This is a genomic window from Streptomyces justiciae (genome assembly GCF_015163075.1).
In the GTDB taxonomy this organism is placed as follows: Bacteria; Actinomycetota; Actinomycetes; order Streptomycetales; family Streptomycetaceae; genus Streptomyces; species Streptomyces justiciae.
Window position 1 is genome coordinate 226,098 of sequence record NZ_JADDXU010000015.1, and the last position, 21,318, is coordinate 247,415.

The following is a 21,318-nucleotide window of genomic DNA, read 5'->3' on the forward strand; positions in this document are numbered from 1 at the left end:
CTGTCGGTGTTCCGGGGCGTGCGCCCCTGGTCACCGCGCGCCGGTGAGCCGCAGGGACTCCTCCCACAGCCGGTCGGCGCCGGCCGGATCGAGGGCGTAGGGGGCGACGGCGTTCATGTGCTCAGCGGCCTGCGTGGTCATCGACGGCGGGCTGGTGACGGGCACCGCCTCGGCGCAGTCCGCGAAGTAACGGCCGCTGACGCCTTCCAGCAGCGGCGACGCGGCGGCTAGGACCGGAGTGGCCGCGCCTTGCGCCGCTGTCTTGATCAGGTCCTTGACGCCCTTGAGCATCTCGCCCATGCCCTGCGACCGCGGCACGTTACGGAAGAGGTTGGTCATGGCGGTGCCCGGCGAGGCGGCGTTGACGGAGATCCCGTCGTCGGCCCAGCGCGCGGCGGCGCCGACGGCGAAGAGGATGTTGGCGGTCTTCGACTGCCCGTAGGCGAGCATCGGGTCGTACGGCCGGAAGACGAAGTGGAGGTCGTCGAGGACGACCGGCGACGACAGGTGCATGCTGGAGCTGACCGAGACGACCCGGGCGTCCCCGGCAGCCGTGAGTGCCTCGTGCAGGCCCACCGCGAGGGCGAAGTGCCCCAGGTGGTTGACGGCGAACTGCTTCTCCCAGCCCTCCGGTGTCAGTTCCCGTTCCGGCAGCGCCATCACGCCCGCGTTGTTGACGAGGATGTGCAGGGGTCCGTCCCAGGCAGCGGTGAAGGCGGCGACCGACGCCCGGTCGGCCAGCTCCAGTTGTGCGATGTGGATGTCCTTGTTGCCCGTGTCGGCGGTGATGTCGGCCGCGGCCCGCTCTCCGGCCGCCGTGTCACGCACCGCGAGGGTGACCTCCGCACCGGCGGACGCGAGGGCCCGGGCCGTCTCGAGTCCGAGCCCGGAGGAGCCGCCGGTGATGACCGCCCGCCTACCTGTCAGGTCGACACCGGCGACGACCTCGGCGGCGGTGGAACGGAGTCCGAACGGGGTGTGGATGAGTGTCATGCCAGCAACGGTCGGCGACCGTCCATGCCGTACCCAGTGCCCTGCCGACCCTAGGAGTGACAGGACCAGGCTGCGCTGCGCCCGCGAGCGGATCCACCCCGCCCCGCGCCTTTCACGTTGCCGCTGCGGACACGTGCGCGTCAGGGAAACGGACCTGTACGTGGGCTCCGGCCCGCGGCAAGGATGCACCTCGCCAGGTTGTTCATCGGTTCGCGGGTCCTCCTCCCCGGGGAGCCGGCCCTACGCAAAGGAGCGTCACGATGGCCTTCTTCGTCCGGGACGACGACGTGCGGCTCTTCCATACCGACGAGGGCTCGGGGCCGGCGGTGCTGCTGTTGCACGGTTGGGCCTGCGACTCCCATGACTGGAGCTGGCAGATCCCCGACCTCCTGACGCAGGGTTACCGGGTGATCGCCCTCGACCATCGCGGTCACGGCCGTTCGTCGGCGCCCCGCGGGGACTATCTGCCGCAGACCCTCGCCGACGACGCCGCCGCCCTGATCGAAGCGCTGGGCACAGGACCCGTCCTGGTGCTGGGCCACTCCATGGGTGCGGTGGTGGGCTCCGCGCTCGCCGTGCGCCGACCCGACCTCGTGAGGGCGCTCGTTCTTGTCGACCCCGTCTACACCGCCGACGACCTCACCGATCCCGTGGTCGAGGCCATGAGCGGACCGGGAGCCGCCGGGATCGCTGCGGAGGCGTTCGGCGCCTTCTACACACCGCGCACACCGCCGTTCCTCAGAGCGTGGCACCGGCGCCGGGTACTGGGCACGCCGGACCATGTCGTCGGCGGTTGCATCCACGGGCTGTTGGGCAGCGAGGGACTCGGGCGGTGGCGCAACGCCGCCGGATATCTGCGGGACCGCACTTGTCCTCGCCTGGCCGTGTACGCCGACGCCAAGGGCGCCGACCGGGAGCGCCACCTCCCACTGGGGCCGTACGACAAGGTCGAGGTGTGGGAGGAGAACGGGCATTTCCTCCACCAGGAGAACGCCGAGCGATTCAACTCCCGCATGCGGAGCTGGCTGAACGCACTCCCGGGGGTGCCTTCCTGAACGGCCCGAGGTACTCGGACCCGGCAGCGTGCACTGCGGGTTCGGATGCTCCCGTCCCAGCTGCGGCAGGGGCGCTGGTCTCCGTCGGCGGACGGGCGTCTCGGCCGTGCAGACGCCGAAGCCGGTGCTAGAGGACCGAGTCGATCGTGTCGTGGGCGTGGTTCCATTCGATGTTGATGGTGCGCTCGTCGATCCGCCATTCGCCGTTCTGGCGGCTGTAGCTGTCCTCGTAGCGGATCGCGGACACCCGCACCTGACCGTCTTTGAGGTGGTGGGCGAGGACGTAGATCTCGCCGGTGGCCGTGTCGCCGCTGTCGGCGATGTCGAAGCGGGTGTTGCCGATGAAGTGGAACGTCTTGTCGAACTGCGACTGCAGCTCCAGGAGATCTCCCACCTGGGCGTGCCCCTCCGCCACGAAGTCCATGGACGGGATGATCAGCCGCCCCTCGGGGTGGAACGCCGACAGCAGCAGCTCACGGTTTAGCCGGTCGGTGCCGGTGGCGTTGCGGGTGAGGACGTCCTGAAGGGCGGATTCGATGGAGGTCATGAAGCGGTCCCTTCGATACCAATTAACCGGGGAATTATCCGGTTAGCTCGATGGTAGCCTAATCGGAGGATTCCCCGGTTAGTGAGGGTGAGGTGACGAGTGATGCCCCCCCGGACCCTGCGCGCCGATGCCCGCCGCAACTACGAACTGCTTGTGGTGGCCGCCCGCGAAGCCATCTCCGAGCACGGACCGGATGCCCCACTGGACGACATCGCACGCCGCGCGGGCGTAGGCAACGCCACGCTCTACCGGCACTTCCCCACCCGCGACGCCCTCCTGGTCGCGGTGTACACCGCCGAGATCGAGGCACTGACCGACGCCGCCCGCGAGCTGCTGGAGACCACGCAGAGCGGCCAGGCGCTCAAGGCATGGCTGCGCGTCTTCATCGACCACATCACTGCCCGCCGAGGCCTCGCCTCGGCTTCGCTCAACACCGTCGGCGAGCGCAAGGACCTCATCTGCCACTGGCACGACCCGCTGGTCGCGACGACCACCGAACTGCTCGACGACGCCCGCGAGCATGGCGCCGCCCATGGGGATGTGAGACCGGCGGAACTGCTCATGATGGCCTACACCATCGCGGCCGTCGCCGAGTCCACCCCGGGTGCCGGCGAGCGTCTTCTCGACATTGCCTTCGATGGGATCACCCCCCGCTGACGCCAGGAGGCGCGCAGGCTCATCTCATGGACGCCGGACGTCCGGGGCGACGCGTTCGGTGGGAGCAGACTCCGGTGTGGAGGCGAGGGCGGCCAGCAGGGTGAGGCGCTCGGCTGTGGAGGTGCCGGGTTCGGCGTGATAGACGACGAGGGTCTGCCGGTCGGTGTCGGTGATCAGCAGTTTCTCTTGACGCAGTTCGAGAGGGCCGACCTGCGGGTGTTCGAAGGTGAAGATCCCGCTGCGCTTGGGCCGGACCTCGTGCCGGGACCACAGCTTGCGGAAGTGCTCGCTGCGCACGGACAGCTCGCCGACGAGTTCGTTGAGGGCGGGGTCGTCGACGTCGGGGCCGACGAGGGCCCGCAGGGCGGCGACCATGCCCTCTGCGTTGACGTCCCACCCCCCGTACATGGCGGCGGAGGCGGGCGCGAGAAAGGTGGAGCGGACCAAGTTGGTGCCGGGAGTGAGGATCGGAGTGAGGGCCTGGGCGAGCGGGTTGGCGGCGAGCACGTCCATCATGCGGCCGAGGACGTAGGCGGGAGTGTGCGGCCAGCTGTCGACGAGCTGCCGGATGCCGTCGGGGGCTCGTTCCGGGCGGCGGGGCGCCGGGCGCCGTCGGGAGCGCTCCGGGCGGGCGAGGCGGTGCAGGTGGGCGTTGGCATCCGCGTCGAGGTGCAGGGCGCGGGCGAGGGCGTCGAGGACCTGCGCGGAGGGGTTGCGGTCGCGGCCCTGTTCCAGGCGCAGGTAGTAGTCGGCGCTGATACCGGCGAGCAGGGCCAGTTCCTCCCGGCGCAGGCCGGGCACCCGGCGCCGTCCGGACGAGGCGAGGCCGACGTCCTCGGGGCCGATCTGCTCACGGCGGGCCCGTAGGTACTCGCCGAGGGCGTTGTCGTTCACCATGCCTTCCACGGTACGGCCGCCGACCGCGCCGAACCTGGTCCTGTCACCCCCAGGATCGGCGGGGCTCTGGGTAAACCGTGGGCGGTGGCGGACCGTGGCAGTCATGACACGGATCACGACGCCCTACGTGTGCGGGATCGGCGCCGGGATCGCCTTCGCCGTACGTGTCAGCGGCCGGTGCTTCGCCGACAGTGCCGAGGTGCTGCCGTCACCCGGCGGTCCGCCGATGGCACCGGCCATCAGCGAGTTCATGCCCGCCGGAGCCCCCTACGCACCCGCCCCGGCGGGCGCCGACCGGCGGTGGGAGGACTCGCCACGGCTCATCGGCGTCCCGGTAGCCGGCCAGACGTCAACGACCCCCTTTCGAGGAGCCAGTTCGCATGTCCACAGTTCTTACCGCCCCCGCCCACGTCAGCCGTGAGGAACTCGACCGGCTCGTCGAACTGCAGCGGGCGGCCTTCCGTCTGGAGGGCCCGCCCAGCGCGGAGGTCCGGCGCGACCGGATCGACCGGCTGGTGCTCGCCGTACTCGACGCCGCCGAAGAGCTGACCGCCGCGCTGACCGAGGACTTCGGCCGGCGGCCGGTGGCCCTGACCAAGGCGGGTGAGGTACTCGGCCTGCTCGGAGAGTCCCAGGTCCTGCGAGAAGGACTGGAGGAATGGATGAAGCCGGTCCCCGTCGCCGGTCCCGTCCCGGCTTTCGTCCAGCAGCAGCCGCTCGGCGTCGTCGGGATCATCACCGCCTGGAACCTTCCGGTGGGTCTGGCGGTTCGCCCTGCGCTGGACGCGCTGGCCGCTGGGAATCGGGTGATCATCAAGTTCACCGACGTCCACGTCCGCACCGGTGAGGTGTTCGCCCGGGCCGTGTCCAAGTACCTGGGCGAGGACGAGGTCACCGTGGTGTGCGGGGATCTGAAGACCGCCCAGGAGTTCTCGGACCTGGCCCTGGACCACATCCTGTTCACCGGTTCACCCCAGGTGGGCAGGCTCGTGGGCCAGGCCGCCGCGGCGAACCTCGTCCCCGTCACCCTGGAGCTGGGAGGCAAGAACCCCGCCGTCGTCGCCCGGGACGCCGACCTGGACTTGGCCGCCGAGCGCATCGTCGGCACCCGGATGAGCAACGGCGGCCAGGTCTGTCTCTGCCCGGACTACGTCTTCGTGCCCCGGGAACACCTGGACGACTTCGCCGAGCGCCTGCGGGCCGCCCTGGTCCGCCTCTTCCCCACCTACACCGACCACCCGGCCGCGGTCTCCCTCGTCAACGACCGCAACTTCGACCGGGTCCTGGGCCTCATCCACGACGCCGAGGCGCACGGTGCCCGGAAGATCACCTCGGTCGACGAGGAGCCCTCCCGCGAACTGCGCCTGATCCCGCCGACGCTGCTCCTCGACGTCCCCGAGGACGCGGAGATCTCCCGGGAGGAGATCTTCGGGCCGGCACTGGTGATCCACCCCTACGACGATCTCGCCGAGCCCATCGCCTACATCGCCGACCGCCCGGCCCCGCTGGCCGCGTACTGGTACGGCGAGGACGGCGAAGACTTCCGCCGCTTCCTGGACCGTACGACCTCCGGCGGCGTCACCCGCAACGACGGCCTCCTGCACGCCGCCCTCAGCAACGCACCCTTCGGTGGGGTGGGTGGCTCCGGCTCCGGGGCGTACGGCGGCAGGACCGGCTTCGACACCTTCACCCACCGGCGCACCGTGGCCGCCCAGCCCGGACCGCACGGAGTCACCGCGACACTGGTCGGCGCCCCCGCGCTCGCCCCGGAGGTGGAGGCGGGCCTCGACCAGGCCATCGGCGCAGCGGCGGCGGAGATCCGGGCCCGCCTCGGCCTGTGACAAGCAGCCGGACGACGGCCCCGCACACGCTCCTCCGGGAGCCTGTGCGGGGCCGCTACCACTTGTCCTGATCTCCCGGTCGCCGGGGGCCGACGGCGTCGGCGTTAGTCCGTCACCACCATCACGTCGTTGGCGTGGATGGTGTCGAAGTACTCCCGGATGTGGAGGATCTTGCTGTCCCGCAGCTCGAAGGCGTATATGAGCCGGTTGTCGTAGACCTTGCCGGCTGCGGAGACACCGTGGCTCTCGGCCTCCACCACGACCCGGTCGTCCTGGGCGGTGGAGGAGGTGATCTTGAGTTCCACCCCGTTCGGCATGACCTGTCCGACCGCGCCCAGCAGCCGCACGACTCCGTCCTTGTCGTAGTCGCCGGCGAGGGGGAAGAGGTCCGGTCTGCCCATCACGCGCCACACCACCTGCTCGTCGAGCAGGGCGAACGCCGCCTCGGCGTTCCCGGCGTTGAAATTCTCGAAGAAACGCAGAACTGTTCCGGTGTTGTCGGTCGTAGTCATGACGTGTGCTCCTTGACCGATGTCTGTATGTCGGAATGCCACGCCTGTACCACGCCGTTGTCAGGCGCCGACGAAGTGGTCGGCCGTCTCACGGCAGGTGTGGAGGGTCCAGTAGTCCTGGGCGATCTCGTCCGGCGCGCGGTAGGGGATGCCTGCTTGGGGTGCCTGCTCGGCGATGGCGACGTTGATGGACACGTTGGCCGCGTAGATCCCTTCGGCGCCGAGGGTGTTGTGCAGGTTGACCGCCCAGTTGCGCAGGGCGGCGTGGGCGATGTTGAGGGCGGCCAGGGCCGGGTGGGGATCGATCGCGCCGCCGCCGGTGGTGAACAGCAGGGTGCCGGAGCCCGATTTCCTCATGTCCGGCAGCACCGCCTGGACGGCGGTCACCGCCCCGTACAGCAGGCCGTCGATCTGGGGCCGGAGGGTGTCCAGGGTCACCTCCGCGGGAGTGGACATGATCGAGCTCGGCTGCGGGGAGTACTCCAGGACGTCGATCCGCCCGAAGCGTTCCGTCGCGGCGGCCAGCGCTCCGGTGAGCTGCTCGGGGGCGGAGACGTCGGCCTGGAAGCCTTCCGCCGTGATGCCGTCCTTCGTCAGCTCCGCGACCAGACCGTCGAGGTTCTCTCTGGTGCGGGAGACCAGGGCGACGTCGAAACCGTGGCCGCCGAAGACCCTGGCAATGGACAGACCGAGGCCGGGGCCGGTTCCGACGACGGCGATGGTGGGCATATGCGCTCCTCAGATGGTCGTGCAGATGGGGTTGGTGTGCCCGAGGGGGCAGACGGAAGCGCTATGGCATCAGGGCCATCTCCTCCCACAGCGAGCCGGGCACGTGGTAGCCGGCGCGGTCGCGGATGCGGTCGATGTGCCTGTGCACGTCGTCGGCGGTGGGGATCGGCTCGGTCGGTGGGACGTACCAGCCGTCGGCCACGCCTGTGAAGACACGGGCGTAGCGGCCGCGGGCGACGGAGAACGCCTCCTGGGTGTGGGGGTTGGCCTCGCTCGCCAGGTAGGTCACCATCGCGGTGACCACCTCCGGTGCGTGGTGCGCCGGGGTGGTGGGGGCGTCGGACATGGAGTCGGCGCTCATGCCCTCGGCCATGCGGCTCGCCGCCGTCGGCAGGATGGTGTTGGCCTTGATGCCGTGCGGGGCGCCTTCCAAGGCCACCACGTTGGCCAGGCCGAGGAGGGCGGTCTTGGCGGCGGCATAGTTCGCCTGCTCCCTGTTGCCGAAGACACCGGCGCCGGATGAGGTGAAGACGATGCGGCCGTAGCCCTTGTCGCGCATCACGGCGAAGGCGGGCTGGGTGACGTAGAAGGCGCCCTTGACGTGGACGGCCAGCAGCGCGTCGATCGCCTCGGGGGTGAGGTCGGTGAAGGGCGCGTTGCGGATGTTTCCGGCGTTGTTGACGAGGATGTCGAGCGTGCCGAAGGCGTCCAGCGCCGCCCGGACGATCGCCGCGCCGCCCTCGGGGGTGGCGACGGAGTGGTAGCAGGCCACGGCGGTGCCGCCGGCCTCCTCGATCTCCCTGACCACCTGGTCGGCCATGCCGGTGCCCGCGCCCCTGCCGGTGATGTCGCCCCCGAGGTCGTTGACGACGACCTTGGCGCCGCGCGCGGCCAGGTCCAGGGCGTGGCTGCGGCCCAGTCCGCCGCCTGCTCCGGTGACGATGGCGACCCGGCCGTCGAACGAGATTCCGGACATGGTGATCATTCACTCCTTGCGTCGGATGTGTGCCCCGTGGCGCCGGAGGTCACCAGCGAGACGGCTGAGGCGGGCCCTGCCGGGTGTGCGCCGGCGAGCCGCGACCGGCTCGGCAGGAAGGCGGCGAGGACCAGCGAGAGGAGGGCCGCCGCGCAGGCGATGGCCATGAGGGCCTTGAAGCTGTCCTCGGACGGCAGTACCGCCCCGCCGGACAGGGTGGTGAGCTGGGCGAAGACGACGCCCGCGACAGCGCTGGACAGGGAGTTGCCGATGTACCGCATGAGGGTGTTGAGGCTGTTGGCGGCGGCCGTCTCCGACGGGGGAACCGCGCCCATGATGAGAGAGGGGATGGCGCCGTAGGCGAGTCCCACACCCGCGCCGACGACGCAGGAGACCAGGACCAGGTGCCAGATCTCGGTCATCAGCACGATGTTGAGCGCGAAGCCGGCGGCGACGAGGGCCGTGCCGAGCATCAGCGTCACCCTGGGGCCCCTGGTCCGGGAGAGGACCGCCGAGGCGCCGGCGACCGCCATCATCACCAGGCCCTGGGGCATCATGACCAGGCCGACGGCGACCAGGGACCTGCCCATGCCGTAGCCGGTGGTCTCGGGCAGCTGCATGAGCTGTGGGATGACCAGCTGCAGCGTGAACAGGGAGAAGACGAACGTCACCGTGGCGAGGTTGGTGAAGAGCACCTGCCGGCGGGCGGTGACGGGCAGGTCCACCAGTGGCTGAGCGGTGCTCAGTTCGTAACGGCCCCACAGCGGCAACAGGACGGCGACCGAGGCGAACAGGCCCAGGGTCGCGGTGCTGGTCCAGCCCCAGTCCGCTCCCTTGGAGACCGCCACGAGCAGGCAGACCAGGACCGCGGCGAGTCCCAGCGCGCCGACCACGTCGAAGCGCCCGCCCGTGCGCGCCTGCGACTCCGGCACGAACAGGGCGACCAGCACGATGACGACCGCGCTGAGTACCGCCGCGATCCAGAAGAGGGTGTGCCAGGAGGCGTTCTGCGCGATGAGCGCGGCGGCCGGCAGGCCGAGGGCACCCCCGACGCCGAGAGAGGCGCTCATCTGGGCGGAGGCGGAGCCGAGGCGTTCGGAGGGCAGCTCGTCACGCATGATGCTGATGCCGAGCGGGATCACACCCGCCGCCGCGCCCTGCAGCGCCCGCCCGACGATCAGCGGCGCCACGGAGTCGCTGAGGGCGGCGACGAGCGATCCGGCGAGCATCACGGCCAGGCTGACGAGCAGCATGCGGCGCTTGCCGTACATGTCGCCCAGCCGCCCCGTCACGGGGGTGACGACGGCGCCGGCGAGCAGGGTGGCGGTGACGGCCCAACTGGCGTTCGACGGTGACGTGTCCAGCAGGTGGGGCAACTGGGGTACGAGGGGGAGGACCAGGGTCTGCATCACCGCGACCACGACACCGGCGAGAGCCAGGACCGGCACGATGACGTTCGGTCTCGGTGCGGACGAGTCGGGGGTGCGGCCACTTGTGGACATCGTGCTTCTCCTCAACCGGCGCTGTGCGCCGTGCTGCTGCCGACCGAGGCAGGGGGATGGATTGGCCCCGTGCCCGAGGACAGGGGCAGGCCGGAGCCCTGGTTCGCGCGGGCGATGATCTCCGCGGTGATGGAGACGGCGGTCTCCTCCGGTGTCCGGCCGCGGAGGTCGAGGCCGATGGGGGAGTTGAAGCGGGTGAGGTGCTCCTCCGGGACGCCGGCCTCGCGCAACGCGGCCAGGCGGTGGTCGTGGGTGCGGCGGGAGCCCATGGCGCCGACGTAACCGACCGGGAGGCCGAGGGCCAGCCGCAGCAGCGGGATGTCGAACTTGGCGTCGTGGGTGAGTACGCAGACCGCGGTGCGGGCGTCCACCTCGGTGGCCGCGAGGTAGCGGTGCGGCCAGTCGACGACGACCTCGTCGGCGTCCGGGAAGCGCTCGGCGGTGGCGAAGACGGGCCGGGCGTCGCAGACGGTGACGTGGTAGCCGAGGAAGCGTCCGGCCCGGCTGAGTGCGGCGGAGAAGTCGACGGCGCCGAAGATCAGCATGCGGGGCGGGGGCGCCTTTGTGTGGACCAGGAGGGTCAGCGCCTCCGGGCATGTGTCGGCGTCCCCGCCCGTCTCCACCCGGCCGCCGCGCCCGGCCCGGAGCAGGGCGCGGGCCCGCGCCGCCACCGTACGGTCCGTGTCCTTGTCGCCGAGGGTGCCGTCGTGGGCGCCGTTGCCGGAGACACGCAGGGTGCGGCCTACGAGTTCGACGGGGCCCTCGACGACCTGGGCGACGGCGACGGGCTCGTCCCGTACGACGTCGTCGAGAGCCGCGACGAGATGCGGCCGGTCCGTGGGATCCACCCGCTGCACCAGGACGTCGATCTCGCCGCCGCAGGTCAGCCCCACGGCGAAGGCGTCGTCGTCGGAGTAGCCGAACCGGGCGCGTTCCGGCCGGCTGCCGTCCTCCAGGACCTGCCGGCACAGCTCGTAGACAGCGCCTTCGACGCAGCCGCCGGAGACGCTGCCGACCGCTCGTCCGCCCATGTCGACGGCGAGCGCGGTGCCCGGCGGCAGGGGAGCGCTGCCGGAGACGCCGACGACGGTGGCGAGGGCGAAGGGGCGGTCCTCGCGGCACCAACGGTGCAGTGTGTCCGCGATGTTCAGCATCCGTGGATCTCCGTAGGGGGATGTTCGCGACGCGGGCCCCGCTCAGAGCAGGGCGTCGGCGGTGATGGGCAGTTCGCGGATCCGGCGGCCGGTGGCGTGGAAGACGGCGTTCGCGAGGGCGGGTGCCACGCCCACGTGGACGACCTCCCCGAGGCCCTTGGCGCCGATCCGGGCGACCTTGTCGTCCTCGCCCTCCAGGTAGATCGCCTTGAGGTCGGGGATGTCCGCGTTGACGGGGACGAGGTAGTCGGCGAGGTTGGCGTTGACGATCCGGCCGTCGCGGTGGTCGGTGACCGTGTGCTCCAGCAGGGCCTGGCCGATTCCGCCGATCATGCCGCCGATGGCCTGGCTGACGGCGAGCTTGGGGTTGATGACGCGGCCGACGTCGTACACGCCCAGCATCCGCCGCACCCGCACCAGCCCGAGGCGGGCGTCGACGGCGACCTCGGCGAACGTCACGCTGTAGGAGTGCGTGGAAAACGGCAGCCCGGCCGGAACGTATTCGCCGTCCGCTTCCAGCCGATCCCGTCCGGACCGGGCCAGAAGGCTCCGGTAGGTCTCCCCGCGCGCGGGCTCGTCGCGCACGTACAGACGTCCGTCCGCTACGACGACGTCGTCGGCGGCGGCGCCGAACAGCGGTGACTCCTCGTCCTTCACGGCGAGTTCGACGGCCTCCCGGCGCAGCTTGGCGCAGCCGTCCTGGACGGCGGAGCCGACGCTGGGCGTCGTCATGGAGCCGCCGTGGCCCACGGGGGGCGGCATGGTGCTGTCGCCCAGTTCGAACCGCACCGCGCTCACCGGCAGGCCGAGCGCGTCGGCGGCGACCTGGGTCATGACGGTGTACGTGCCGGGCCCCATGTCGCTCGTGGCGCTCTGGACCACCGCGGTACCGTCCGCGTCGAGGCGTACGTGCGCCAGGGAGGTGACGCTCCAGGAGGGGTGGGCGCCGGTGGCCATGCCGGTGCCGATCAGCCAGTCGCCGTCCCGGGTGGAGCGGGGCTTCGGGTCACGAGGGTGCCAGCCGAACGCGCGGGCACCCGTGGCGTAGCACTGGCGCAGCCGCCGGGTGGAGAATGGCAGCCCGCTCGTCGGATCCCGGTCGGGTTCGTTGCGCAGCCTCAACTCGATGGGGTCCAGGCCGAGTTCACAGGCGAGTTCGTCCATCGCGGACTCGACGGCGTAGGCGGCCGTGGCGCCGCCGGGGCCGCGCATGAACGTCGGCGTGCTGACGTCCAGGGGAACGGTGCGCCAGTCCTGGGTGACCGCGGGCACGTCGTAGAGCATCTGGCCGATGCTCAGGATGTCGTCCTGGAACGTCTCGTAACGAGAGGTCTCGGCCCGCATGACGTGGGTCATCGCCGTCAGCCGGCCCTGCCCGTCGCTGCCCAGGCGCACCTGGTACTCGTACCCGGGCCGGTAGCCCGTCCCGAAGTACAACTGCCTGCGGCTGAGCACGAGTTTGACGGGCCGCCCCACCTCACGGGCGGCGAGGGACGCCATGACCCCCTGCGGCCAGATCCGTGAGGCGTTGCCGAACGCGCCCCCGACGAACGGTGACACGACACGCACCGCGTCCTCGGGCAGTCCGAAGACGGCGGCGAGTTCGGACTGTGCGCCGTGGATCCACTGGGTCTTCTGCCACACAGTGAGCCGGCCGTCGTCCCAGCGGGCGACGGTGGCGTGCGGCTCCATCGCGTTGTGGTGCTGTCGGGCGGTCCGGTACGTCAACTCCAGCCGCACGTCGGCCGACCGCAGCGCACGCTCCGCGTCACCGCGCTCGTACGTGACCGGCGTGTCGTCCGTCGCGGTCGACAGGTCGGTCGAGGGCGGCTCGGCGTCGTACTCCACCCGCACCAGGCGCGCCGCGTGCCGGGCCGTCTCCAGGGTGGTGGCGACCACGACGGCGACGGGCTGTCCGTGGAAGCGGACCCGGTCGTCCTCCAGTACGTGCAGCCGTTCGCCGGGCGGGGTCGCCATTCCGGGGTTGGGGCCGTAGGGCAGCCGGGGCGCGTTGAGGTGGGTGAGCACCGTCAGCACGCCGGGCAGGGCGAGGGCGGCGGCGGTGTCGACGGAGGTGATGCGGCCGAGACCGATGCCGCTGTCGACGACGACGGCGTGCACCAGTCCGTCGGCGTCGAAGTCGGCCGCGTACCGGGCCTGTCCGGTCACCTTCAGCCGTGCGTCGACCCGCGTCAGCGGGGCGCCGACGGCTGCCTGGGGCTGGGGGGTCATGCGTCGCCTCCTACGATGCGCAACTGGCGTTCGACCGTGCGCTTGAGCAGGTCGACCTTGAAACCGTTGTGGGCCAGGGGACGGGCGCCGTCCGCCGCGTGCTCGGCGGCGGCCGTCCACAGGGTCTCCGAGGGCCGCTCGCCGATGAGGTGCTGTTCGACGGCGGGCAGCTTCCAGGGCACGGTGCCCACGCCTCCGGTGGCGACCTTCGCCTCGCGGATCACGCCGTCACGGATGTGCAGGGCGACGGCGGCCGAGGTGAGAGCGAACTCGTACGACTGGCGGTCGCGGACCTTCAGATAGCCGGACCGCAGCGGGCGCGGATGGGCCGGGATCTCCACTGCGGTGATCAACTCCCCTTGACCCAGAGCGTGTTCGTGGCGGGGGGTGTCGCCGGGCCGGAGCAGGAAGTCGGCGAAGGGAACCGTTCGGGCCCCGTCCGGGCCCAGCAGGTGCACGTTCGCCTCCAGCGCCGCGAAGGCGACGGCGACATCGGAGGGATGGGTGGCCACGCAGGCGTCGGAGGTGCCGAGGATCGCGTGGGCGCGGTTGACCCCCTCGCGCGCGGCACATCCCGTGCCCGGCTCGCGCTTGTTGCAGGGGGCGGTCACATCGCGGAAGTAGGTGCACCGGGTGCGCTGCATGATGTTGCCGCCGATGGTGGCCATGTTGCGCAGCTGGGCGGACGCGCTCAGCTCCAGGGCCTGAGAGATCACCGGGTAGGCGGTGCGCACGTCGGGGTGTGCGGCGGCGTCGGCCATCCTGACCAGGGCGCCGATCCGCAGGACGCCGTCCTCGGTGACGGTGACCTCGTGCAACGGCAGCGCGCTGATGTCGACCAGAGCGCCGGGGCGTTCGACGCTCTCCCGCATCAGATCGACCAGCGTGGTGCCGCCCGCGATGTAACGGCCGCCCTCGCGGCCCGCGGCGAGAGCTTCGCGGGTGCCGGAGACCCGTGTGTACGTGAAGGGATACATGGCAGCCGTCCCTATATCCGGCCCGCGGTCTGCCCGACCGCGCGCACGATGTTCACGTAGCAGCCGCAACGGCAGATGTTGCCGCTCATCCACTCCCGGATCTCTTCCCCGGAGCCGGTGTGGCCCTCCCGGATGCAGCCGACACCGGACATGATCTGGCCCGGTGTGCAGAAGCCGCACTGGGCGGCGTCCAGATCGATGAACGCCTGCTGCAGCGGGTGCAGTTCGTCGCCGTCGGCCAGGCCCTCGACGGTGGTGACCTCGGCGCCTTCCAGGCGTACCGCCAGCGTCAGACAGGAGTTGACCCGGCGGCCGTCCACGAGCACGGTGCACGCGCCGCAGGCTCCCGCGTTGCAGCCCGTCTTCGAACCGGTCAGGCCCAGATGTTCGCGCAGCAGGTCCAGCAGCGAGGTCCGGTTGTCGACCCGGAGGGAGTGGAGCTTGCCGTTGACGGTGAGGGTGACGTCGCTGCTGGGCGCGGTCTCCTCGGCGGGCGGGGGAATGCGTGAGGCGGATTCGGTGGTCATGCGCGTCGCTCTCTCGGTTCGGCGGACGGTGACGGGGTGTCGGGCAGAGGGGCGGCGTGGTTCAGGCGGCCCGTACGTCGTCCACGGCCAGGTGCAGGGCCGAGGGGCCCCGAAGGTCGGCCGGGACGCGGTAGGGCGGGGGGTCCTGCAGCAGCCGTGGGACGACCAGGCGCTGGACCAGCCGCCGCACCGCGATCTGGCCTTCCATCCGGCCGAGCGCGGCGCCGAAGCAGTAGTGGATGCCGCCGGAGAAGCTGAGATGGGCGTTGTCCGGGCGCGTGATGTCGAAGGTGTCAGGGTCGGGGAAGCGCCGGGGGTCGCGGTTACCGGCGGCGATGTTGAGGATGATCGAGGAGCCCCGGGGGATGACGTGGTGGTCCCCGACGCGGATGTCGTCGACGGCGATCCGGGCCCGCATGTGCACCGAGGGCTCCATACGCAGCGTCTCCTCGATCGCGCCGGCCGTGAGGGAGGGGTCGGCCTTCAGGCGGGCCAGCTGGTCCGGGTGGCGCAGCAGGAGGAGCATGCAGCTGGCGATGAGGTTGACGGTTGTCTCGTGACCGCCGACGAAGAGCGTGATCGCGGTGTTCAGCAGCTCCGGTGTGCTCATCCGGCCACGGGGGCCGTCGTCGTGGATCATCCTGGAGAGCATGTCCTCGCCCGGGTTCTCCCGGAGCCGCTCGATGTGCGCCGCGAAGTAGGTGCCCAGTTCCTGGGAGGCGTGGGTTCTGGCCGCTGTCACCTCCGGGTCGTACGGGTCCACCTGGAACTCCGGACCGCGCACCGCATCCTCGGAGGAGTGGGCGAGGGCGTCGGCGTCGTGGGGCGGAATGCCCAGCAGGTGGCAGATCACCAGGACGGGCACCGGGTAGGCGACCTCGGACACGAGGTCGAACTCGGTGCGCCCGGTCAGCCGGTCGATACGGTCGCGCACCAGGTCCTCCACCATCGTCCGCAACCCCTCGACGCCACCGGGGAGTTCGGGCGGTCCGAAGTGGCGCATCGCCTGTCCGCGCAGCCGGTCGTGTGCCGGGTTGTCCCGCACGAGGAAGGGCGGTGCCTGGCCGGGTTCCTGGGTCCCGGTGCGGATCCGGCCGCCCGCGGCGGCCTTGCCGGGATCGACGGAGACACGGGGGTCGCGCAGCAGCGCGGTGATCTCCTCGTATCCGCCGACGACATGGGTTCCGTCGTCCTGCACGCTGACAGGTTCCCTGCGCAGGTCGGCGTAGAGATCCCAGGGGTGGGGTCGGCTGTCGGGATGGAGTATCTGCTTGAGCAGAGTCGAAGCCATGGAGCCGTGCTCGCTTTCGCGGTGGGGGGAAACGAGGGGTCAGCAGCCGATCGGCCGCAGCGCGGGGGAGGTGTTCTCGTCGCTGGTGGCGAACCCGGGCGGAAACGGCGCCTGTTCGCGGACGAGAGAGATGTAGTGGTGGAGATTGCGGCCGTTGTCGAAGGTGACCGCGCCGATCGTGCGCTCCCCCAGGCCGTACAGGACGCTGAAGGAGCCCTGGCCGGGGGTGCCCTGCACGACGGCGATCCGGTCGGCGGCGCCGGGGAAACCGACGCCCTTGATGTTGACGCCGAACTGCGTGGACCAGAAAGACGGCAACTCGACGTGGGGAAGCCGTTCCTCGCCGGGCTCGCGGGTGATGTCGTGGGCGACGGTACGGGCCTGAGTGACAGCGCTGCCCCAGTGCTCGACCGACAGACGCCGGCCGGGGAACAAGGGGTGCGGCAGGGCGGCGATGTCCCCGGCCGCGTACACGTCCGGCAGCGGGCGCCGCTCCTGATCGAGCGCGCGGCACAGCTCGTCGCAGTGCACCCCGCCCGCGTCCGCGCACACGGCCGAGCCCGCCAGCCATTCGACATTGCGTACGGCGCCCAGCGCGACGACCGCGAGATCCGCGTCGACCGTCTCGCCGTCCGACAGCCGGACCTGCCGCAACGCGTGCTTCTCGTCCGCCACGAACTCGTCGACGGTGGTGCCGAGGCGCAGGTCCACGCCCGTGCTCCTGGCCAGGCCGGCCACCACATCGCCCACCGTCCTGCCCAACGGGCCCTGCAGGGGAGTCGCCTGCGCCTCGACCAGCGTCACCGGGAGCCCCAGTTCGCGCAGGCCGGAGGCCAGCTCACCGCCCAGGAAACCGGCACCGACCACCACCACCCGGCGCGGCTGTCGGGCCAGGCGCCTCTGGAGATCCTCGGCGTCGTCGCGGGTGCGGACGGTGAGGACGCCTTCGGGCACCCAGCCGGGGAACGGGCGGGCGCGGGTGCCCGTCGCGATCACCAGGGTGTCGTAGCCGACGGTGCCGCCGTCGGCCAGGACGACCGACCGCCGCTCCGTGTCCAGCCCCACCGCTGCGGTGCCCAGCAGGAAGCGGGCGTCCAGTGGTCGGGTGACCGGCAGTTCGAGCAGGTCGGGAGCCAGCTTCTCGCTGACGCACGCCTTGGTCAGCGGCGGTCGGTCGTACGGCCGGTGCGGCTCGTCCCCGATGATTGTCAGCGGGCCCGCGAAACCGTTCTCACGCAGCGCCTCGGCAGTCCTCAGCCCGGCGAGCGAAGCACCGACGACGACCACATGCCGGTCCTGGCGCGGTGCAGCCCTGGTCGGCTCGTCCTCGACGCCGACGGTGATGGCCCGTACCGGGCAGGCCAGGGCGGCCCGGTGCACGGCGTCCCGCATCTCGTCCGCGGGATTCGGTACGTAGGTCAGGGCCTCCAGGCCGTGCAGGGTGAAGGCCGAGGGGGCGGCGAACACGCACTGCCCGTATCCCTCACAGCGGTTCAGGTCGACGCTGATCCTCACCGGGCACCTCCCGTCCGGAAGGGAGCCAGCACCGGCAGCAGCACACGGTCCACGAAGGACTCCACGAAGCTGACGTCGAGCTCACCGTCGGCGACCAGAACCTGATGGATCAGCGCGCTCCGGGCGAGGTCGGCGATCAGTACGGGGTCAGCGCCCTCACCGAGTTCCCCGCGCTCCCGGGCCCAGCCCAGGACCGTCTCCGCGACGCGGGCGTGGTGCATTCGGCACAGCTTTTTGGCCATCCGCCCGACTTCGTCGCTACCGGACGCGGCGACCAGCAGTCCGGAGAAGTACTGGGGCGTGAGCTGCTGTTCCGGGACCGCGGACGGCAGCAGATTGTGCACCAGGTCCTCGCGAAGGGATCCCGAAGACGTCAGGGGAACCTGCTCGTCCACGCTCCGGGACACCGCCCTGCGCAACGCGGCGGCCATCAGCTGATCCTTGTTGGACCAGCGTCGGTACACCGTTTTCGTGCTGGCCCTGGCCCTGCGGCACACCTCGGTCAGGCTCAGCCGTTCGTAGCCCACCTCGGAGAGCAGCTGAAGCGCCGCGTCCAGCAACGCCGCGTCGCGCTGGACGTCCATCGGGCGACCTGGAGACCTCGACTCGACCGGCGCGGGCGTGGGACTCACTTCTGAATTGAGAAACGACACGATGTCTTTTCCTAATTGGCCTGACATGTGGATTGACTCAACATCCTTGTGTGGGAGGTCAGTTCAGGCAGTCAGCAGTGCGCTGCAGGGAGGGCCGTCACGTATTCAGTCGCTCCGGCTCCGTCCGCAGCCGGTGCTTGACGACGGTGGTGGGCGTACGGAGCGATCGGCAGGGAGCCTCGCGGGCGAGCACGACGGTGGCATGGTGCTTCGTGAGCGCCCGTGCGGTCTCGAATCCCGGGCCCGGGCCCGAGTCGGCGCCGGTGACCAAGGCCGTACGACCGCGCTGGTCCGGCCCATCGGTCTCGGTCCACCGTTCGGCGGTCCGCGAGTTGGCCATCCCGTCACTCCCTCACTGCGCCGAACCCCACATGCGGAACGGTCGCCCCGATTAAGATACGGAACGATCGCCCCGCTTGCAAGAGGTGGAACGATTGCTCCGCTTTCATCGGATGGGAGATCATGCGGTGGCAGGAGTCATCAGTCCCGGGGAGGGGGTAGGAGCGTGGACGTGTCTGCCAGCCAGGAGAGCGTGAAACCGCTGCGTGCCGACGCCAGGCGAAACAGGGCCCGAGTTCTTGAGACGGCGCACGAGGTGTTCGCCGCCGAGGGCTTCGGGGTGCCGATCGACGAGATCGCCCGGCGGGCCGGCGTGGGCGCGGGGACCGTCTACCGGCACTTCCCTACGAAGGAAGCCCTGTTCGAAGCCGTCGTACTGGACCGGCTGGACCACTTGGTCGCCTTGGCCGCCGACCTCGTGGCGACCCGTGACCCAGGAGATGCCTTCTTCGCGTTCTTCTGGGCGGGCGTCGATGAGGGTGCGGGGGACAAGGGGCTTGCCGAGGCCATGGCCGAGGCGGGCTACGCAGCCGCGGTGCTCGCTCCCGAGGCCGAGAAGCGGTTCCGGAACACGTTCGGCGACCTGCTCGCCCGGGCCCAGGCAGTCGGTGCGGTACGCGGGGGCCTCGCGGTCGATGACGTGAGAGCTCTGCTGGTGGGCTGTATGGCCATGCAGCGCTACCGAGGCGAAGCGGGCGGGCTCGGAGTGCTCAGGGAGATCGTCCAGGACGGACTGCGGGGCGGCCGGAGCTGACGGACGACGGCGCCTGCTCGGCGGCCGGAGCTCTCGAACGCGGCGACTGATCGCCTCTCAGGGGTTGCGGCACGAACCAGCCCCCCAGTGCTGCGTGCCGCAGCCGCGACATGGCTCGCCACCCACAGCGTCCGCGAGCCGTCCGGATCCTGCCCGCTGCCGGGAGCGGCGACGTCGTGACCGTCGCACACCGACGCATCGGTCGTCGGACGAGGCGCGGCGGCGAAGGCGATGACACCACGGTCACACATGTTCCGGCGTTCGTGGGATGGCGTCGGGAACGGTGTCCGCACCGGGCGTGGGCTTTCGGCGGCGGGCGATCGGGGCCCGGCCGGCGCGGCAGATGAGGGGCCAGGCGCCCTGCGGGGCGAAGCGGACGATGGCGATCAGCAGGGCGCCCTCGATGACCAGGGACAGGGTCTGCTGGTCCTGGAGCGCACGGGTCAGCCCGTAGTAGACGACGCCCACGCCGACGACGGGGCCGAGCACCGTGCCCGCTCCGCCGACCACGGCCATGAGGACGGCGTTCAGGCTCCAGTTCACGCTCGCCACGCCGTCGGGGGAGATGACGACGAACTGGAAGGCGATCACCGCTCCCGCCAGGCCGGTGAGCGCGCTGGTGGGCACCAGTGCGGCGAGACGGTGGCGGTAGACCGACACGCCAAGTCCGGCGGCCGCCGCTTCGTGGTCGCGTACGGCGGCGAGCCGCAGGCCGAAGGCGCTGTGCCGGACATAGAGGGCGAGCCCCATGGCGAGGGCGGCGACGAGGACCGCGATCTGGTAGAGGTTGCCGCCGCTGGGGATCCGCTCCGTGGGGAGGGTGAGGCCGCTGGCGCCGCCGGCCCAGTTCCAGTTGCTGAGCAGGGCCTGGAGAGCGACGGAGACGGCCAGCGTGCCCACGGCGAAGTAGTCACCGCGCAGGCGCAGCAGCGGTACGGCGAGCAGCAGGGCGAGGAGGCCCGCGCCGATGCCCGAGCCGAGCAGGGCCAGCGGCCAGGGCAGACCTGTGTGGATCAGGATCAGCGCGGTCGTGTAGCCGCCGCTCGCCATGAACGCGGCGGCGCCGAGGGAGATCTGGCCGCTGAAACCGGCGAGGACGTTCCATGCCTGGGCGATCGTCAGATACGTCAGCAGGGTGACGCCCAGGTCCAGCTGTCCGAGGGAGAGCACCGGGGCGAAGGCGAAGGCGGCGATCGTGACGGTCGTGAGGGCGACCGCGGGCCACAGGGCCTTCGGAGTCCCTCGGGGGACGGTCGGGGTTTTCATCCAGCGGCCTTTCGGAACAGGCCCTGGGGGCGTATGGCGAGGACGAGGAAGAAGGCGAGGTAGACGACGACGTCACGCATACCGCCGCCGAACAGCTGGACGCTGACCGACTGGAGGACGCCGAGCGCGACGCCGGCGAGGAAGACCCCGCCGACGCTGCCGATGCCGGCCAGGGCCATCACGGCCATGCCGGTCAGCAGCAGCGGCATCCCGCTGCTGGGCGTGAAGCTCTGGGCGACGCCGGTCAGGACTCCGCCTGCCGCGGCCAGGGCGGCGGCGCCGGCGAAGGTCATGGCGTACACCTTGGGCACGTTGATGCCGAGCACGGCGGCGGTGGCCGGGTCCGCCGAGGCTGCCCTGACCGCGCTGCCGGCGCGCGTGCGGGTCAGGACGAGGTGGGTGACGGCGCACAGGAGGACGGTCAGCCCGAAGGCGATCAGGTAGATCGTCTGGATCCGCAGGCCGAGGACGGAGATGCCGGAGGTCGCGTACGGGGCGGGCAGGCTCTTGGGGTGGGTGCCGAACCCGCCCTGGAACAGTGCCTGGGCGAGCAGGGACAGCCCGAAGGTGGCCACCAGAGGTGCGCTCTTGTCCCCTCGCAGGAGGGGGGTGAGCAGATACCGCTGGAGGGGATAGGCGATCAGGGCGACGCCTGCCATGGTGAGCGGCAGGGCCAGGAGCGGGTCCCAGCCGGAGTCCACTACCAGCAGGGACGCCAGGTAGGCGCCGCCGATGACGAGTTCGCCGTGGGCCAGGTTCATCAGGCCCAGTACGCCGAAGACCAGGGAGATGCCCAGCCCGATCAGGGCGTACAGGCCGCCGGCGAGGATACCGGCGGCCAGGACGTCGAGGCTCACGATGTGCTCCGTTCGCTCACGCTCGTGGTGGGTCGCAGCGCGTT

22 protein-coding genes are annotated in these 21,318 nt (G+C 71.0%); 4 read left to right on the top strand and 18 right to left on the bottom strand.

The genetic code is table 11. The features are described from left to right. Positions 1 to 30: 30 nt before the first annotated feature. Entirely contained in the window at positions 31 to 993 is a 963-nt protein-coding gene (locus IQ210_RS34615; protein ID WP_194083130.1) for an SDR family NAD(P)-dependent oxidoreductase, read from the bottom strand. A gap of 260 nt (positions 994 to 1,253) precedes the next feature. On the opposite strand from IQ210_RS34615, the gene IQ210_RS34620 reads away from it, so the two are divergent. Then, a complete protein-coding gene (locus IQ210_RS34620; RefSeq protein ID WP_194083131.1) occupies positions 1,254 to 2,048 on the top strand; it encodes an alpha/beta fold hydrolase in 795 nt (264 codons plus the stop codon). A 127-nt stretch (positions 2,049 to 2,175) separates the two neighbouring features. Here IQ210_RS34620 and IQ210_RS34625 read toward each other — a convergent pair whose 3' ends face one another. Then, the gene (locus IQ210_RS34625; RefSeq protein ID WP_194083132.1) at positions 2,176 to 2,595 is read right to left on the bottom strand and encodes a nuclear transport factor 2 family protein; all 420 of its coding nucleotides are present in this window, start codon (positions 2,593 to 2,595) and stop codon (positions 2,176 to 2,178) included. A gap of 102 nt (positions 2,596 to 2,697) precedes the next feature. Between IQ210_RS34625 and IQ210_RS34630 the strand changes: the two genes are divergently transcribed. Continuing rightward, positions 2,698 to 3,252, top strand: coding sequence for a TetR/AcrR family transcriptional regulator (locus tag IQ210_RS34630; RefSeq protein ID WP_194083133.1), 555 nt, complete (start codon positions 2,698 to 2,700; stop codon positions 3,250 to 3,252). Between the two features lie 24 nt (positions 3,253 to 3,276). Here IQ210_RS34630 and IQ210_RS34635 read toward each other — a convergent pair whose 3' ends face one another. Together IQ210_RS34635 and IQ210_RS48020 are read right to left on the bottom strand one after the other, a co-directional pair. After that, positions 3,277 to 4,149: a helix-turn-helix domain-containing protein gene (locus IQ210_RS34635; RefSeq protein ID WP_194083134.1), complete on the bottom strand. Its 873-nt coding sequence runs from the start codon at positions 4,147 to 4,149 to the stop codon at positions 3,277 to 3,279. Between the two features lie 123 nt (positions 4,150 to 4,272). Beyond that, the gene (locus tag IQ210_RS48020; RefSeq protein ID WP_265584729.1) at positions 4,273 to 4,401 is read right to left on the bottom strand and encodes a hypothetical protein; all 129 of its coding nucleotides are present in this window, start codon (positions 4,399 to 4,401) and stop codon (positions 4,273 to 4,275) included. Positions 4,402 to 4,529: 128 nt separating this feature from the next. On the opposite strand from IQ210_RS48020, the gene IQ210_RS34640 reads away from it, so the two are divergent. Next, positions 4,530 to 5,990, top strand: a complete 1,461-nt coding sequence (locus IQ210_RS34640) for an aldehyde dehydrogenase family protein (RefSeq protein WP_194083135.1) — start codon at positions 4,530 to 4,532, stop codon at positions 5,988 to 5,990. Positions 5,991 to 6,094: 104 nt separating this feature from the next. Here IQ210_RS34640 and IQ210_RS34645 read toward each other — a convergent pair whose 3' ends face one another. The 12 genes from IQ210_RS34645 to IQ210_RS48550 all read right to left on the bottom strand — a co-directional run bounded on the left by IQ210_RS34645 (position 6,095) and on the right by IQ210_RS48550 (position 18,398). Further along, positions 6,095 to 6,502 carry a nuclear transport factor 2 family protein gene (locus tag IQ210_RS34645; RefSeq protein WP_194083136.1) on the bottom strand — a complete coding sequence of 136 codons (408 nt, stop codon included), beginning with the start codon at positions 6,500 to 6,502 and terminating at the stop codon, positions 6,095 to 6,097. Positions 6,503 to 6,562: 60 nt separating this feature from the next. Continuing rightward, positions 6,563 to 7,231 (bottom strand): SDR family NAD(P)-dependent oxidoreductase, encoded by a 669-nt coding sequence (locus tag IQ210_RS34650; RefSeq protein ID WP_194083137.1) that lies wholly within the window; start codon positions 7,229 to 7,231, stop codon positions 6,563 to 6,565. A gap of 61 nt (positions 7,232 to 7,292) precedes the next feature. Beyond that, positions 7,293 to 8,207, bottom strand: a complete 915-nt coding sequence (locus tag IQ210_RS34655) for an SDR family NAD(P)-dependent oxidoreductase (protein ID WP_194083138.1) — start codon at positions 8,205 to 8,207, stop codon at positions 7,293 to 7,295. A gap of 5 nt (positions 8,208 to 8,212) precedes the next feature. Further along, positions 8,213 to 9,709 (bottom strand): MFS transporter, encoded by a 1,497-nt coding sequence (locus IQ210_RS34660; protein ID WP_194083139.1) that lies wholly within the window; start codon positions 9,707 to 9,709, stop codon positions 8,213 to 8,215. Between the two features lie 11 nt (positions 9,710 to 9,720). Next, positions 9,721 to 10,863 carry an XdhC family protein gene (locus IQ210_RS34665; protein WP_194083140.1) on the bottom strand — a complete coding sequence of 381 codons (1,143 nt, stop codon included), beginning with the start codon at positions 10,861 to 10,863 and terminating at the stop codon, positions 9,721 to 9,723. Positions 10,864 to 10,905: 42 nt separating this feature from the next. After that, positions 10,906 to 13,095: a xanthine dehydrogenase family protein molybdopterin-binding subunit gene (locus IQ210_RS34670; protein ID WP_194083141.1), complete on the bottom strand. Its 2,190-nt coding sequence runs from the start codon at positions 13,093 to 13,095 to the stop codon at positions 10,906 to 10,908. Further along, complete coding sequence (locus IQ210_RS34675; RefSeq protein ID WP_194083142.1) at positions 13,092 to 14,072, bottom strand: FAD binding domain-containing protein; 981 nt, start codon at positions 14,070 to 14,072, stop codon at positions 13,092 to 13,094. Before IQ210_RS34675 ends, IQ210_RS34670 begins: the two co-directional genes overlap by 4 nt. A gap of 11 nt (positions 14,073 to 14,083) precedes the next feature. Further along, positions 14,084 to 14,599 (bottom strand): (2Fe-2S)-binding protein, encoded by a 516-nt coding sequence (locus IQ210_RS34680; RefSeq protein WP_194083143.1) that lies wholly within the window; start codon positions 14,597 to 14,599, stop codon positions 14,084 to 14,086. A gap of 61 nt (positions 14,600 to 14,660) precedes the next feature. Beyond that, the gene (locus IQ210_RS48025; RefSeq protein ID WP_194083144.1) at positions 14,661 to 15,890 is read right to left on the bottom strand and encodes a cytochrome P450; all 1,230 of its coding nucleotides are present in this window, start codon (positions 15,888 to 15,890) and stop codon (positions 14,661 to 14,663) included. A gap of 39 nt (positions 15,891 to 15,929) precedes the next feature. Then, complete coding sequence (locus tag IQ210_RS34690; protein WP_194083145.1) at positions 15,930 to 17,405, bottom strand: FAD-dependent oxidoreductase; 1,476 nt, start codon at positions 17,403 to 17,405, stop codon at positions 15,930 to 15,932. Then, positions 17,402 to 17,989 (bottom strand): TetR/AcrR family transcriptional regulator, encoded by a 588-nt coding sequence (locus IQ210_RS34695; protein ID WP_194083146.1) that lies wholly within the window; start codon positions 17,987 to 17,989, stop codon positions 17,402 to 17,404. The genes IQ210_RS34690 and IQ210_RS34695 overlap by 4 nt, the downstream gene beginning before the upstream one ends. Before the next feature lie 166 nt (positions 17,990 to 18,155). Next, positions 18,156 to 18,398 (bottom strand): hypothetical protein, encoded by a 243-nt coding sequence (locus IQ210_RS48550; protein ID WP_407699733.1) that lies wholly within the window; start codon positions 18,396 to 18,398, stop codon positions 18,156 to 18,158. A 171-nt stretch (positions 18,399 to 18,569) separates the two neighbouring features. Between IQ210_RS48550 and IQ210_RS47560 the strand changes: the two genes are divergently transcribed. Then, positions 18,570 to 19,151, top strand: a complete 582-nt coding sequence (locus tag IQ210_RS47560; RefSeq protein ID WP_322657368.1) for a TetR/AcrR family transcriptional regulator — start codon at positions 18,570 to 18,572, stop codon at positions 19,149 to 19,151. Positions 19,152 to 19,394: 243 nt separating this feature from the next. Here the strand turns inward: IQ210_RS47560 and IQ210_RS34705 are convergent, their stop codons facing one another. Both IQ210_RS34705 and IQ210_RS34710 read right to left on the bottom strand, forming a co-directional pair. Then, the gene (locus IQ210_RS34705) at positions 19,395 to 20,417 is read right to left on the bottom strand and encodes a branched-chain amino acid ABC transporter permease (RefSeq protein WP_194083148.1); all 1,023 of its coding nucleotides are present in this window, start codon (positions 20,415 to 20,417) and stop codon (positions 19,395 to 19,397) included. Beyond that, entirely contained in the window at positions 20,414 to 21,274 is an 861-nt protein-coding gene (locus IQ210_RS34710) for a branched-chain amino acid ABC transporter permease (protein WP_194083149.1), read from the bottom strand. The genes IQ210_RS34705 and IQ210_RS34710 overlap by 4 nt, the downstream gene beginning before the upstream one ends. Positions 21,275 to 21,318: the final 44 nt, after the last annotated feature.

Bases quoted from the DNA above. Each gene is read 5' to 3' on its own strand.
- IQ210_RS34615 (WP_194083130.1), bottom strand. From the start codon at position 993: ATGACACTCATCCACACCCCGTTCGGACTCCGTTCCACCGCCGCCGAG.
- IQ210_RS34620 (WP_194083131.1), top strand. From the start codon at position 1,254: ATGGCCTTCTTCGTCCGGGACGACGACGTGCGGCTCTTCCATACCGAC.
- IQ210_RS34625 (WP_194083132.1), bottom strand. From the start codon at position 2,595: ATGACCTCCATCGAATCCGCCCTTCAGGACGTCCTCACCCGCAACGCC.
- IQ210_RS34630 (WP_194083133.1), top strand. From the start codon at position 2,698: ATGCCCCCCCGGACCCTGCGCGCCGATGCCCGCCGCAACTACGAACTG.
- IQ210_RS34635 (WP_194083134.1), bottom strand. From the start codon at position 4,149: ATGGTGAACGACAACGCCCTCGGCGAGTACCTACGGGCCCGCCGTGAG.
- IQ210_RS48020 (WP_265584729.1), bottom strand. From the start codon at position 4,401: ATGAACTCGCTGATGGCCGGTGCCATCGGCGGACCGCCGGGTGACGGC.
- IQ210_RS34640 (WP_194083135.1), top strand. From the start codon at position 4,530: ATGTCCACAGTTCTTACCGCCCCCGCCCACGTCAGCCGTGAGGAACTC.
- IQ210_RS34645 (WP_194083136.1), bottom strand. From the start codon at position 6,502: ATGACTACGACCGACAACACCGGAACAGTTCTGCGTTTCTTCGAGAAT.
- IQ210_RS34650 (WP_194083137.1), bottom strand. From the start codon at position 7,231: ATGCCCACCATCGCCGTCGTCGGAACCGGCCCCGGCCTCGGTCTGTCC.
- IQ210_RS34655 (WP_194083138.1), bottom strand. From the start codon at position 8,207: ATGTCCGGAATCTCGTTCGACGGCCGGGTCGCCATCGTCACCGGAGCA.
- IQ210_RS34660 (WP_194083139.1), bottom strand. From the start codon at position 9,709: ATGTCCACAAGTGGCCGCACCCCCGACTCGTCCGCACCGAGACCGAAC.
- IQ210_RS34665 (WP_194083140.1), bottom strand. From the start codon at position 10,863: ATGCTGAACATCGCGGACACACTGCACCGTTGGTGCCGCGAGGACCGC.
- IQ210_RS34670 (WP_194083141.1), bottom strand. From the start codon at position 13,095: ATGACCCCCCAGCCCCAGGCAGCCGTCGGCGCCCCGCTGACGCGGGTC.
- IQ210_RS34675 (WP_194083142.1), bottom strand. From the start codon at position 14,072: ATGTATCCCTTCACGTACACACGGGTCTCCGGCACCCGCGAAGCTCTC.
- IQ210_RS34680 (WP_194083143.1), bottom strand. From the start codon at position 14,599: ATGACCACCGAATCCGCCTCACGCATTCCCCCGCCCGCCGAGGAGACC.
- IQ210_RS48025 (WP_194083144.1), bottom strand. From the start codon at position 15,890: ATGGCTTCGACTCTGCTCAAGCAGATACTCCATCCCGACAGCCGACCC.
- IQ210_RS34695 (WP_194083146.1), bottom strand. From the start codon at position 17,989: ATGGACGTCCAGCGCGACGCGGCGTTGCTGGACGCGGCGCTTCAGCTG.
- IQ210_RS48550 (WP_407699733.1), bottom strand. From the start codon at position 18,398: ATGGCCAACTCGCGGACCGCCGAACGGTGGACCGAGACCGATGGGCCG.
- IQ210_RS34705 (WP_194083148.1), bottom strand. From the start codon at position 20,417: ATGAAAACCCCGACCGTCCCCCGAGGGACTCCGAAGGCCCTGTGGCCC.